Below are 12,711 nucleotides of genomic sequence, written 5' to 3'. Positions count from 1 at the left end.
GGCAGGAGCAAAGCATGGAAACGTTAAAGATTTTTCTTGCCGGCCGCTGGTGCGAAGGGCGCGGCGAAGAGATGAGTTCGGTTTTCCCGGCGGATGGCAGCGTGAATGCTCGCCTGCGAGCGGCCAATGTCGAGGATGTGAATGAGGCGGTTGCGGCGGCAGAAAAAGCCTGGCGCGAGCCGAGCTGGCGTGGATTGGTGCCGCATCAGCGCGCGGCGATCCTGCATCGCGTCAGCGATTTGATTACTGAACAAGTGGAAGCCCTGGCGCAGTTGCAAACCCGTGACAATGGCAAACCGTTGGCGGAAACCCGTGGTCTGGTCATGAGTGCGGCAGCCACGGCTCGCTATTTTGCTGCCGCCTGCGAGGTGTTGGAGGGGGAGCTTCCCACCCAACGTAACCGTGAAGCGATGACGCTAAGCCAGTATCAGCCGCTGGGCGTGGTAGCGGCGATCACGCCGTGGAACTCACCGATTGCCAGTGAAATGCAGAAGGTGGCTCCGGCGCTGGCGGCAGGGAATGCGGTGGTACTGAAACCGGCAGAGGCTACGCCGTTAATGGCGCTGAAACTGGCCGAACTGTTTGAACAGGCAGGCTTGCCTGCTGGCTTGCTCAGCGTATTGCCGGGCAAGGGCTCGGTGATTGGTGAAGCCTTGGCTCGCCATCCGTTGGTGAAAAAGATCTCCTTCACCGGCGGGACCTCCACTGGCCGTCATTTGGCGCATATTGCCGCAGAAAAACTGATCCCTACATCGTTAGAGTTGGGGGGCAAGTCGCCCACCATCGTGCTGGAAGATGCGGATCTGGAACAGGCGGCGCGTGGTATTTGTTATGGCATTTTCAGCTCGGCCGGGCAGGCGTGTATCGCCGGTTCACGGCTGTTTGTGCACCGCTCGCTGTATCAGCCGCTGTTGACCCGTTTATGCGAGCTGACCGCCGGACTGCGTATTGGTAACCCGCTGCAAGCCGGTGTGCACCTCGGCCCGCTGATCAGCGACAAGCATCGCCAGAGCGTGGCGGATTACGTGGCCTTGGCCCAGCAGGAAGGGGGCCGGGTGCTCATTGGTGGTGAAGTTCCTGCCGATCCGCAGTTGGCCCAGGGCAGCTATTACCTGCCGACCATTATTGAAGGGCTGAGTAACAGTGCCCGCACCTGCCAGGAAGAGATCTTTGGCCCGGTGCTGGTGGTGATGCCGTTTGATGATGAACAGCAGCTGATCGAACAGGCCAACGACTCGATCTATGGCCTGGCTGCCGGGATCTGGAGCCGTGATTTTGCCCGCTCGATGGCGCTGGCAGAACAGCTGGAAACCGGCACCGTCTGGATCAATACCTACAAGACATTCTCGATTTCCACACCGTTTGGTGGCTTTAAACAAAGCGGCCTGGGGCGCGAAAAGGGCCTGCATGGCATCCAGGCCTATATGCAGCAAAAGAGTTTGTATCTCTCCCTCAGCAATCAGCCTAACCGCTGGAGCGACTGACGTACCCTACGATCAAAGACAATAAGAAGGCAGATGATGAGCGAAAAAATTACGGTTGGTGAGGCGATAGCCCGAACGTTGGAACAGTACGAGGTGGCGGCAATGTACGGCATCATCTCGATCCACAATCTGCCGATTGCCGATGCCGTTGGGCAGCGTGGCGCGATCCGTTTTGTACCGGCGCGCGGTGAGGCAGGTGCTGTAACCATGGCCGATGCCCACGGGCGCTTTTCTGGCTTGGGGGTGGCGCTGACAAGTACCGGTGCCGGAGCGGGTAACGCCGTCGGTGCGATGATTGAAGCGCTGAATGCCAATACGCCGCTGTTGCATATCACCGGGCAGGTAGAGAAAGCCTACCTGGATGCGGATGCCGGGTTTATCCATGAAACCAAGGATCAACTAGGCTTCCTGCGCGCCTGTTCTAAACAGGCTTACCGGGTGAACTCGCCGGAGCAGGCGGTCGCGGTGATCCAGCGCGCCATTCTGGATGCGCAGACTGTGCCTTGTGGCCCGGTGGCGGTAGAGATCCCGATCGATATTCAGAACAGCCTGGTCCCCGCCAGCCTGGTAGGGAAGGTGGTACCGCCTCCTGCTCTGCCTGCTGCGGATGAAGCTGCGGTTGAGCGTCTTTATCAGCTAGTAAAACGCGCCAAACGTCCATTGCTGTGGGTTGGTGGTGGTGCGCTGGCCTGTCGTGAGGCGGTGAAACAGTTGGCGGATGCCGGTGTGGTAGTGATCTCCAGCACCCATGGGCGTGGGATTTTACCGGATAGCCATCCGCGCAGCCTGCGGGCCTTCCACAACTCACCAAGCGTTGAGGCGATCCTGACGCAGTGTGATTTGACGCTGGTGGCCGGTTCCCGCCTGCGGAGTAACGAAACTCGTACCTGGTCACTCCCTCTGCCGCGTCCGCTGGTACAGATTGATATCGATCCGGCAGCAGCGAACCGCAATTATCTGGCGGATGAACAGGTTTATGGCGACTGTTCCGCCTTACTGAGTGCGCTGGCAGCACGCCTGGCCCCCGGCGAGAAGGTGAATGCCGAGTGGGATGCCGAGATTGGCCGCGCGGTTGAGTTGGCCGAAACGGCGCTGCGCCAGCAGTCTGGTGAATATGCCAAACTGAACGATGCCATCGCCGCCGCGCTGCCGCAGGATGGCCTGCTGGTACGTGATATCACCGTTTCTGGCAGTGTATGGGGTAGCCGCCTGTTCCGGGCCATCTCGCCTTTATGCAATATTCACTCGCTGGCAGGAGCGATCGGCATGGGGTTACCGATGGCGATCGGCACGGCCATTGCCAACCCGCAGCGTAAGGTAGTTGGCTTGGTCGGGGACGGCGGTTTGGCGCTGGGCCTGGGGGAACTGGCAACCATGGCGCAGGAACAGGCCAATATCACCTTGCTGATCATGAACGACGGCGGTTATGGCGTGATGCGTGGCATTCAGGACAAGTATTTCTCTGGACGCCAGTATTATAACGAATTGCATACTCCGGCGTTCTGCCAGGTAGCAGAGGCGATGGGGCTGAAAGCCTGGAAAGTAAGCGATGCTGCGCAGTTTGGCGGCGTGCTGGCGGAGGCGATTAATTACCCTGGGCCATCGGTGGTAGAGGTTGATATGAAAAGCGTTGGGCCGTTGACCTTCGCTGGCCCACCGCAGAAGCTGTACTGATTGCTTACTCGGTTCCCTCTCTCCAGAGGTGTACTCCCAAGAGAGGGAACATAGCGTTACTTACCAGCGGCGATGCGATCGCGAATGTGCTTGGCACGGGCTTCGGAAGTTGGGTGGCTGTCAAACATGCTGCTTTCATGACCACCGTCTAATTTCGCCAGTTTATCGAAACTGGTAGCCAGACCTTCTGGATTGATGCCGCGTTTCTTCAGCAGATCGAACGAGTAATCATCCGCTTCACTTTCCTGTTTTTGTGAGAACTGGGCATTGACCAGTTTTTCGCCCAGATCGGCCAACTGCGACTGAGACAGTGAGGCTGCTACGCCGCCAGCTGAAGATGCTGCGGTACGTAATGCCACTGTCCCATAAGCGACCTGCATGGCTTTACGAGTGTGGCCCAGCGCAACGTGGCCCATTTCATGGCCCAGTACGCCTTCGACTTCGTTATCATCCATCATGTCCATCAGGCCGCTGTAGACGCGGATACAGCCGTTGGCCATCGCCCAGGCATTGACGTCTTTGGTCACGTAAACCTTGTAGTTTGCAGGGGTACCGTTGATGTTATCCCCCAACGCGGCGGCAATCTTGTTCAGGCGCTTGGTATAGTCGCTGCTTGCTGGCGCGATTTGCTCCTTGCTATCCATCTCTGCACAGGATTTATCACTGAGTGCCTTGACGTCGCTATCGCTCAGCGTCGCCGCCTGGTAGGCCTGGGCGCCGGATTGTAGTAGGGTATCGGTATTAAGGTTTTGACAGCCGCTCAATAAAGCAGTAATGCTCAGTGCAATCAAAGAAGTACGGATTTTCATCGTTCTATCGTCCTGTGATAGTTAAGGGGGGATCTGCTGCCATTATTCTGCGCATAGCCTAGTGTACGGCAGGCTTGGCCGAAATAGCTATATTCCGAAATGTGTCCCGAACGTGCGCATTAGTGATGAACTCGCTCTCATTCGGTATTAGGGATTGCTGTTTCAATGCCGAGTCTGAGAAAATAGAAATCTTGATCGCTTTTTTAATCCGACCTGGAGTAAAACATGTCCTCTCGTAAAGAGCTTGCCAACGCCATCCGCGCACTCAGTATGGACGCCGTTCAAAAAGCAAATTCCGGCCACCCGGGCGCCCCTATGGGCATGGCTGATATCGCCGAAGTCCTGTGGCGTGACTACCTGAACCACAACCCTACCAACCCGCACTGGGCTGACCGTGACCGCTTCGTGCTGTCCAACGGCCATGGCTCCATGCTGATTTATAGCCTGTTGCACCTCACCGGCTACGATCTGCCGATGAGCGAGCTGGAAAACTTCCGTCAGCTGCATTCCAAAACTCCGGGTCACCCAGAATATGGTTATACCCCAGGCGTAGAAACCACCACCGGCCCACTGGGCCAGGGGATCGCCAACGCGATCGGTTTCGCCATTGCCGAACGTACGCTGGCCGCGCAGTTCAACCGCCCGGGCCACGAGATTGTTGACCACCACACCTATGCCTTTATGGGCGATGGTTGCATGATGGAAGGCATCTCTCACGAAGTCTGTTCCCTGGCGGGTACCATGAAGCTGGGTAAACTGACGGCGTTCTATGATGACAACGGTATCTCCATCGACGGCCACGTTGAAGGCTGGTTCACCGACGATACCGCCAAGCGTTTCGAAGCCTATGGCTGGCACGTGGTGCGTGGCGTTGACGGCCACAACAGCGACTCTATCAAAGCCGCGATCGAAGAAGCCCATAAGGTCACCGACAAACCTTCCCTGCTGATGTGCAAAACCGTGATTGGCTTCGGTTCACCACACAAAGCGGGCACCCATGATTCCCACGGTGCACCACTGGGTGCAGCCGAAGTTGCGGCTACCCGTGAAGCTCTGGGCTGGAAATACGCCGCCTTCGAAATCCCGCAGGACATTTATGCCCAGTGGGATGCCAAAGAAGCTGGTAAGGCTAAAGAAGCCGCCTGGAACGAGAAACTGGGCGCTTATACCAAAGCCTTCCCGGAACTGGCCGCAGAGTTCAAACGCCGCACCAGCGGTGAACTGCCAGCCAACTGGAAAGTGGAAGCGAAGAAATTCGTTGAGCAGTTGCAGGCTAACCCAGCCAACATCGCCAGCCGTAAGGCATCACAGAACTCACTGGAAGCCTTCGGCAAACTGCTGCCTGAATTCCTCGGTGGTTCTGCGGACCTGGCACCAAGCAACCTGACCATGTGGTCTGGCTCCAAGTCTCTGGGTGACGATCTGGCAGGTAACTACATCCATTATGGCGTGCGCGAATTCGGCATGACCGCCATCACCAACGGTATCGCGCTGCACGGTGGTTTCCTGCCGTACTCTGCAACCTTCCTGATGTTCGTGGAATACGCCCGTAACGCGGTGCGTATGGCTGCGCTGATGAAAATCCGCAACGTGTTCGTCTACACCCACGATTCTATCGGTCTGGGTGAAGATGGCCCGACGCACCAGCCGGTTGAGCAGTTGGCCAGCCTGCGCGTGACCCCGAACATGAGCACCTGGCGCCCTTGTGACCAGGTCGAGTCGGCTGTTGCCTGGCAGTACGGCATCGAGCGCAATGATGGCCCGACCACGCTGGTGTTCTCCCGTCAGAACCTGACCCAGCAGCCACGTACCGCCGAGCAGTTGGCGAACGTTTATCGCGGTGGTTATGTGCTGAAAGACTGCGCAGGTACTCCGGACGTGATCCTGATTGCCACCGGTTCTGAAGTGGGCATCACCGTTGAAGCTGCTGACAAGCTGACCGCCGAAGGGCGTAAAGTGCGCGTGGTCTCCATGCCGTCTACCGACGCCTTCGACAAGCAGGACGCGGCCTACCGTGAATCTGTGCTGCCAGCGGCAGTTTCCGCTCGCGTAGCAGTGGAAGCGGGTATCGCGGATTACTGGTACAAGTATGTTGGCCTGAACGGCGCTATCGTGGGCATGACCACCTTCGGTGAGTCTGCTCCGGCAGAGCTGTTGTTCAAAGAGTTCGGCTTCACCGTCGACAATGTGGTAGCCAAGGCTAACGCACTGTTGAAATAACGACTGAGCTTCAACTGTGCGAGGGGCGAATATTCGCCCCTTATTTTTTGCTCCCCGGCCACTCACCTTTCTCTCTCCTCAGCCTAGACAACATTAAGAAATCCTTAATGATTGGATAAACATGGCTGTTGCTGTCCAAAAATCGCCCACCATCACAAAACAGCAACATAGCGAATTAACGGCGTTGCTTAACCACCGCCATTCGCTATATGTTAATTTTTGGTTTTATAAATGTAACCAGGAGTTAATGATATGTTTTTTAAAATTGGCGTATCCATGGCGACGGCGGCCGTCTTGATCTCTGCTCCGGCCTTCGCGCAGTTCCCGGCAGGCTACCCGGTCGATTATCAAAAGATTGTCGATGCGGCGAAAAAAGAAGGCAAGGTAGTGGTGTATTCCACTACGGATACCAAAGCCGCAGGGCCACTGATCCAGGGGTTTGAAGCGCTGTATCCTGGTATCAAAGTCGAATACAACGATATGAACAGCACCGAGCTGTATAACCGCTATATCAGCGAGCAGGCGGCTGGGGGCACCAGTGGTGACGTGGTGTGGAGTTCCTCGATGGATACCGCGCTGAAGCTGGCCACCGACTATGCGTTGGAATATGCCTCGCCAGAGCAGGGGCAATTGCCTAAGTGGGCCGTGTGGAAAGATAAGGCCTATGGCACAACTTATGAGCCGGTGGTGTTTATCTACAACAAGCGCCTGATCCCGCAGAGTGAGGTGCCGGACTCCCATGCTGCACTGGCCAAGCTGATTGCCAGCCAGCCGGATAAATTCAAAAAGAAAGTCACCACCTATGACATCGAGAAGTCGGGCCTGGGCTTCATGCTCTCGGTGCAAGACTTCAAGGCCGATCCAAACTACTTCGCTACCTTGGCCGATATCGCCAAGGGCGGGTTGGCCGTGCAGTCTTCCACTGGCACCATGATGGAAAGGGTTTCCTCAGGCGAAAACCTGATTGGCTTTAATATCCTGGGGTCCTATGCCGAGGCGCGAGCCAAAACCGACCCTTCACTCGGGATCTCGTATCCCAAAGACTACACGCTGGTGTTGTCACGCGTGACCTTTATCAGCCAGGAAGCGGCCAACAGCAATGCGGCCAAACTGTGGGTGAACTACGTGCTGTCTGAGCAAGGGCAGAACATCCTGGCCAACCAGGCGGATATCCCCTCTATTCGTAACGATATTGAAGGCAAGAACGACATCGATGGTATGACGCAGATGTTGGGCAAGGCGTTGAAACCGATCCCGGTGGACGAAAGCCTGCTGGAATATCTGGAACCAGCCAAACGCCTGGACTACATCAAACAGTGGCGTACCGCCGCTGCGAAGTGATGATGGGAGGTGGCCCCTCACCCCAACCCTCTCCCACAGGGAGAGGGGGCTAGTACGGAGTTGTGGGTCAGGTGCAGAAGTTAATCTGTGACAGGGTTAATGCTTGGGGTGGGTGCCGTGATTGAGTTGTGGCACATTCAATCCCCTCTCCATGCGGGAGAGAAGTTAATCTGTAACAGGATTAATGCTTGGGCGGGTGCCGTGATTAAGTTGTGGCATATTCAGTCCCCTCTCCATGTGGGAGAGAAGTTAATCTGTACCAGGATTAATGCTTGGGGCGGGTGCCGTGATTGAGTTGTGGCACATTCAGTCCCCTCTCCCTGTGGGAGAGGGTTAGGGTGAGGGGAAATGCACAGCACACTCTCCTGTGTTCTCCTTCAGCATGAAGCCTGTATTGCTTAAACAGGGAATTCTACCCCGGTGCATCTCAGGATGCAGGGGATATCACCATCGGGACAGTCTATGAAAGCATTGCGCAACAAGTGGCAGAGTCTGCCGCGCGGCTTGGTGGTGCTGATAACCGCGCTGGTTATCTACGTACCACTGTCGTTTATCGTGATCCAAAGCTTCCTTTCCGCGCCGTTTTTCTCGCCTTCCAAGGTGTTCAGCCTTGAGGCATTCCGCTTTATCTTTACCGACCCGGATTTCTACAAAGCGCTGAAAAGTGGGTTTATTCTGGCATTTGGTCTGGTGGTCATCTCCATTCCGTTAGGCGGTGTGCTGGCGTTCTTGATGGTAAGAACCGATCTGCCGGGCCGCCGCTTTATTGAACCGCTGATCCTGGTACCGATCTTCGTCTCGCCGATGGTGTTGGGCTTTGGCTACGTGGTGGCCGCCGGGCCGGTCGGCTTCTTCTCGCTGTGGGCGGAATCCTTGCTGGGTTTTGTGCCCTGGAATATCTATGCGATGGGCAGCATCGTGGTGATCGCCGGACTCACGCACGTTCCCCACGCTTATCTCTATATTTCATCGGCACTGCGCAGCGTCGGATCGGATGTCGAAGAGGCAGCCCGCACCGCCGGGGCTTCTCCGCTACAGGTGATGACTGCCGTCAGCTTGCCTATGGTACGCCCGTCGATCCTGTATGCCAGCGTGTTGCTGTTCTTCCTGGGGCTGGAAGTGTTTGGGCTGATGCTGGTGCTGGGCGATCCGGAAGGTAACCTGGTGCTGGCGACTTACCTGTATCAACTGACCAACAAGCTGGGCACGCCGTCTTACCATCTGATGGCGGCGGTGGCGGTGGTGTTGATCTGCATCACCATTCCGCTGGTGATGCTGCAACGGCGTCTGATGCGTACCGCCAACCGCTTTGTCACGGTCAAGGGAAAAGCCTCACAGGCCCGTGCATTGCCCTTGGGTAAATGGCGCTGGGTCGCCGGTGGCGTGGTGGTCTTGTGGCTTACCGTGACCATCGGTGTTCCGCTGGTGGGCGTGGTGCTGCGTGCCTTTATCTCCAACTGGGGCGTCGGGGTTTCCATTTGGGATGAGCTGTCGCTCAACACCTTCCGCACCATTTGGCAGCAGCCCAACCTGCTGCGGGCGATTGTCAACTCGATGGCGATCGGGGTGTTCGGTGGTGCGCTGGCGGTGGTGTGTTATCTGTTTATCGGCATTGCGATGCACCGTAAACCTGACGGCGTGACCCGTTTTCTGGATTACAGCGTACTGGTGCCGCGAGCCGTGCCTGGCTTACTGGCAGGCCTGGCCTTCCTGTGGGTGTTCTTGTTCCTGCCGATGTGGCTGGATAAATCGCTAAAAGCCGGTTGGCTCTCCGCACTGCCGATCGCCGAATGGTTACGTGAAAACCTGGTGGTGTGGCTACGCTCCCTGCGCAGCACCATCTTCAGCGTCTGGCTGGCTTACACCGTGGTATGGATGGCTTATGGCCTGCGGCTGATCTCATCGACGCTGTTGCAGGTTGCTCCCGAGTTGGAGGAGGCTGCGCGCAGCACCGGAGCCTCTCGCGGGCAGATCACGCGCCATGTGACGATCCCGCTCTCCCGCTATGGCCTGATTGGTTCCTGGTTGTTGATGTTCCTGATCTTCGAACGTGAATATTCCACCGGGGTCTATCTGCTGTCACCGGGTACGGAAACTATAGGTTCCATGCTGGTTTCCCTGTGGGCGGCGGGGGCGATCGATATTGTCGCCGCGCTTTCTTTTATTAACATCCTTCTGGTCGTGTTAGGACTAGGGATTGCCCTGCGATTTGGAGTGAAAATCCATGATTGAGCTTTCGGTAGATAACCTGCACCTGACCTACGGCGATAACCCGGTATTGAAGGGCGTTTCCATGCAGCTCAAACGGGGGGAGGTAGTTTCACTACTCGGGCCGTCAGGCAGTGGCAAAACCACCTTGCTGCGCGCGGTGGCCGGATTGGAAAAACCCACCCAGGGGAAAATCGTCATTGGCAACAATACCGTCTATGACGGCACGGCACGCAGCGAGATCCCGGCGGAAGAACGCAATCTGGGCCTGGTGTTTCAATCCTATGCGTTATGGCCCCACAAAACCGTGTTTGATAACGTGGCCTATCCGCTGAAATTACGCAAAACGCCTGCGGGGGAAATAACTCAGCGTGTGCAGGCGGTACTTGAGCAACTCGGTTTGGGGCAGTTGGGTAAGCGCCATCCCCATCAGCTCTCCGGTGGTCAGCAGCAGCGCGTGGCGATTGGCCGTGCGCTGGTCTATAACCCACCGGTGATCTTGCTGGATGAGCCGCTATCTAACCTGGACGCCAAGCTGCGCGAGGAAGCACGGGTGTTCCTGCGTGAGCTGATCATCAAGCTGGGCCTTTCTGCGCTGATGGTAACCCACGATCAGAACGAAGCGATGGCGATCTCCGATCGGATCCTGCTGCTCAATAACGGCAAGATTGAACAGCAGGGCACGCCACAGGAAATGTACGGCTCACCAGCCACGCTGTTTACCGCCGAATTTATGGGTAGCAACAACCGGCTGTTTGGCAAGGTGACGGAGATCCGTGAAGGCAACGCGCGGATCGAAGGTAAAGACTGGGCGCTGTGGGGCAAGGCCGGGGCTGGGTTAACCACCGGGCAGGAAGCAACGGCGGTGATCCGCGTTGAGCGCGTACGCTTGGGGGAAGATCCGCAAGGCAATCAGATCGCGTTACCCCTGCTGACCAGCATGTACCTGGGCGATCGTTGGGAATATTTGTTCCGCACGGTAGCAGAGGACTTTGTGGTTCGCGCCTATGGCACAGAAGGCCGTGGCCAGGAGATGTGTGCGCTGTCTCTGCCCGCCGAACATCTGTGGATTTTCCCCAAGGGCTGATTAACTGAAATGGTTTGCCATTGATAGAGTGTGAAGGGGCGCGCCGAACAGCGCCCCTAATCATTACAATTACAGCTGAGTCAGTTTTTTCACTTCCAGGCTGACTAACTTTCCTTCCAATTCGGCCAGGAAGGCATCGTGGTAAGACATTGCCATGTGCTCTTTCAGCGCTTGCTCAGAAGTCCAGCGTTCGATAAATACGAAAGCGCCCGGATGGCCCTGCTCTTCATGCAAATCATATTGGATACAGCCCGGCTCGGAACGGCTCGGGGCGACCATGGCGCGTACCGCTTTGTCTACCGCAGCACGGTGTTCCGGCATGGCTTTGATCAGGGCGACTACTTTGATTTCACTCATTTTGGTTCCTTGTAAATAACATTAACCACAAAAGAAAGAGAGTTAGACCCATCAGCATTTGCTTCACCTAACAAACGCAGGGTCTATTATGGTGGTCTTGGCGTTAGCGGCAAGTCATTTGCGCATTCGAACTCAATTCGGCTAGCGGGGGCTGAGGGTAAAAATGTGCGCTAGATCATTTTATTTTCGCAAAGTCCCCTCGACATGACAGGCAGCGCATTGCACCTGTTCCTTTTGGCAAAACTTTGGTTTATGCTCGGCTGAAGCGTTTCAGTTATCACTGTTGTTAGTGGAAATGCAGAGTGAGCGGTTGCGATGAGCAACGGGGGTTTGACGAATAATGCAAAGCAGCGATTCACAGCAGGCAGTACGCTAAAGTACTCTAGGCGAGATAATCAGTCTGCGCGATCCTTGAAGTGGAACACCACCGTCAGGGAGCGCCCTTTTTCAGGGAGTAGCATGACCATCCGCATAGCGATAAACGGCTTTGGCCGTATTGGCCGCAGCGTTTTACGCGCACTGTACGAATCGGGACGACGCGCCGAAATTTCCGTCGTCGCCATCAACGAACTGGCACATGCCGAGGGGATGGCCCACCTGCTGAAATATGACTCCAGCCACGGCCGCTTTGCCTGGGATGTGCGCCAGGAATGTGACGTGTTGAGCGTGGGGGATGACAGCATTCGTTTGTTGCATCAGCCAGCGCTGGACCAGTTGCCCTGGGGCGAACTGGGCGTGGATGTGGTGCTGGATTGCAGCGGTGTGTACGGCAGCAGGGCAGATGGCGAAGCTCATCTGGCGGCAGGGGCAAAAAAGGTGCTGTTTGCCCATCCGGGTGGTAACGATCTGGATGCGACCATCGTGTTTGGGGTTAACCACCAAACGCTGCGTGGCGAGCATCGCATCGTGTCCAACGCCTCCTGTACCACCAACTGCATTATTCCGATTATCAAGCTGTTGGACGATGCCTACAGCATTGAGTCCGGCACGGTAACCACCATCCACTCCTCGATGAACGATCAGCCGGTGATAGACGCCTATCATCAGGATTTGCGGCGTACCCGCGCGGCGAGCCAGTCGATTATACCGGTCGACACCAAGCTGGCAGCGGGCATTACGCGCATCTTCCCGCAGTTTTGCGATCGTTTTGAAGCGATCTCCGTGCGGGTGCCGACGATCAACGTAACGGCCATCGATCTTAGCGTCAGCGTAAGCTCGAAGGTGTTGGTCACAGAGGTAAACCAGCTGTTGCAAAAGGCGGCACAGGGATCATTTCGTGGTATAGTTGACTATACAGAACTACCATTAGTCTCGATTGATTTTAACCATGACCCGCACAGCGCCATCGTTGATGGGACGCAAACCCGGGTCAGCGGACAGCACCTGATCAAGACCTTGGTCTGGTGTGATAACGAATGGGGCTTTGCCAACCGGATGTTGGATACAACACGGGCAATGGCCGCAAGCGGTTTCTAGTAAGGCGCTATCAACGTGGTGTTGATGCGTCGCTCAGGCAACTTTATAGAGAATC

Annotated in this window: 9 protein-coding genes; 7 read left to right on the top strand and 2 right to left on the bottom strand. The window is 56.3% G+C overall.

The features are described 5' to 3' along the window. Nucleotides 1–14: 14 nt before the first annotated feature. Both KGP26_RS22860 and KGP26_RS22855 read left to right on the top strand, forming a co-directional pair. Nucleotides 15–1,484 carry an aldehyde dehydrogenase gene (locus KGP26_RS22860; RefSeq protein ID WP_115159295.1) on the top strand — a complete coding sequence of 490 codons (1,470 nt, stop codon included), beginning with the start codon at nucleotides 15–17 and terminating at the stop codon, nucleotides 1,482–1,484. Between the two features lie 36 nt (nucleotides 1,485–1,520). Continuing rightward, complete coding sequence (locus KGP26_RS22855; protein WP_223665685.1) at nucleotides 1,521–3,158, top strand: thiamine pyrophosphate-binding protein; 1,638 nt, start codon at nucleotides 1,521–1,523, stop codon at nucleotides 3,156–3,158. Between the two features lie 56 nt (nucleotides 3,159–3,214). Here the strand turns inward: KGP26_RS22855 and KGP26_RS22850 are convergent, their stop codons facing one another. Further along, on the bottom strand, nucleotides 3,215–3,967 hold the full coding sequence (locus KGP26_RS22850) for a M48 family metallopeptidase (protein ID WP_021179773.1): 753 nt from the start codon (nucleotides 3,965–3,967) through the stop codon (nucleotides 3,215–3,217). Between the two features lie 225 nt (nucleotides 3,968–4,192). Here KGP26_RS22850 and tkt point away from each other — a divergent pair, with 225 nt between their 5' ends. The 4 genes from tkt to KGP26_RS22830 all read left to right on the top strand — a co-directional run bounded on the left by tkt (nucleotide 4,193) and on the right by KGP26_RS22830 (nucleotide 10,823). Then, on the top strand, nucleotides 4,193–6,187 hold the full coding sequence (tkt, locus tag KGP26_RS22845) for a transketolase (RefSeq protein ID WP_223664650.1): 1,995 nt from the start codon (nucleotides 4,193–4,195) through the stop codon (nucleotides 6,185–6,187). A 276-nt stretch (nucleotides 6,188–6,463) separates the two neighbouring features. Beyond that, nucleotides 6,464–7,528, top strand: a complete 1,065-nt coding sequence (locus tag KGP26_RS22840; RefSeq protein WP_371824954.1) for an ABC transporter substrate-binding protein — start codon at nucleotides 6,464–6,466, stop codon at nucleotides 7,526–7,528. Nucleotides 7,529–7,990: 462 nt separating this feature from the next. Continuing rightward, nucleotides 7,991–9,760, top strand: coding sequence for an iron ABC transporter permease (locus tag KGP26_RS22835; protein WP_074029700.1), 1,770 nt, complete (start codon nucleotides 7,991–7,993; stop codon nucleotides 9,758–9,760). Continuing rightward, nucleotides 9,753–10,823, top strand: coding sequence for an ABC transporter ATP-binding protein (locus KGP26_RS22830; RefSeq protein WP_223664648.1), 1,071 nt, complete (start codon nucleotides 9,753–9,755; stop codon nucleotides 10,821–10,823). The genes KGP26_RS22835 and KGP26_RS22830 overlap by 8 nt, the downstream gene beginning before the upstream one ends. Nucleotides 10,824–10,892: 69 nt before the next feature. On the opposite strand, the gene KGP26_RS22825 is transcribed toward KGP26_RS22830, so the two are convergent. After that, nucleotides 10,893–11,180 (bottom strand): putative quinol monooxygenase, encoded by a 288-nt coding sequence (locus KGP26_RS22825; RefSeq protein WP_021806219.1) that lies wholly within the window; start codon nucleotides 11,178–11,180, stop codon nucleotides 10,893–10,895. Nucleotides 11,181–11,639: 459 nt separating this feature from the next. Here KGP26_RS22825 and epd point away from each other — a divergent pair, with 459 nt between their 5' ends. Further along, on the top strand, nucleotides 11,640–12,656 hold the full coding sequence (epd, locus tag KGP26_RS22820) for an erythrose-4-phosphate dehydrogenase (RefSeq protein WP_059201700.1): 1,017 nt from the start codon (nucleotides 11,640–11,642) through the stop codon (nucleotides 12,654–12,656). Nucleotides 12,657–12,711 lie beyond the last annotated feature (55 nt).

It is taken from the genome of Serratia sp. JSRIV002 (assembly GCF_019968725.1).
In the GTDB taxonomy this organism is placed as follows: domain Bacteria; phylum Pseudomonadota; class Gammaproteobacteria; order Enterobacterales; family Enterobacteriaceae; genus Chania; species Chania fonticola_B.
This window is presented reverse-complemented; position numbering and strand designations above follow the sequence as displayed.

Coding starts and splice junctions, on each gene's coding strand:
- KGP26_RS22860 (WP_115159295.1), top strand. CDS start 15: ATGGAAACGTTAAAGATTTTTCTTGCCGGCCGCTGGTGCGAAGGGCGC.
- KGP26_RS22855 (WP_223665685.1), top strand. CDS start 1,521: ATGAGCGAAAAAATTACGGTTGGTGAGGCGATAGCCCGAACGTTGGAA.
- KGP26_RS22850 (WP_021179773.1), bottom strand. CDS start 3,967: ATGAAAATCCGTACTTCTTTGATTGCACTGAGCATTACTGCTTTATTG.
- tkt (WP_223664650.1), top strand. CDS start 4,193: ATGTCCTCTCGTAAAGAGCTTGCCAACGCCATCCGCGCACTCAGTATG.
- KGP26_RS22840 (WP_371824954.1), top strand. CDS start 6,464: ATGGCGACGGCGGCCGTCTTGATCTCTGCTCCGGCCTTCGCGCAGTTC.
- KGP26_RS22835 (WP_074029700.1), top strand. CDS start 7,991: ATGAAAGCATTGCGCAACAAGTGGCAGAGTCTGCCGCGCGGCTTGGTG.
- KGP26_RS22830 (WP_223664648.1), top strand. CDS start 9,753: ATGATTGAGCTTTCGGTAGATAACCTGCACCTGACCTACGGCGATAAC.
- KGP26_RS22825 (WP_021806219.1), bottom strand. CDS start 11,180: ATGAGTGAAATCAAAGTAGTCGCCCTGATCAAAGCCATGCCGGAACAC.
- epd (WP_059201700.1), top strand. CDS start 11,640: ATGACCATCCGCATAGCGATAAACGGCTTTGGCCGTATTGGCCGCAGC.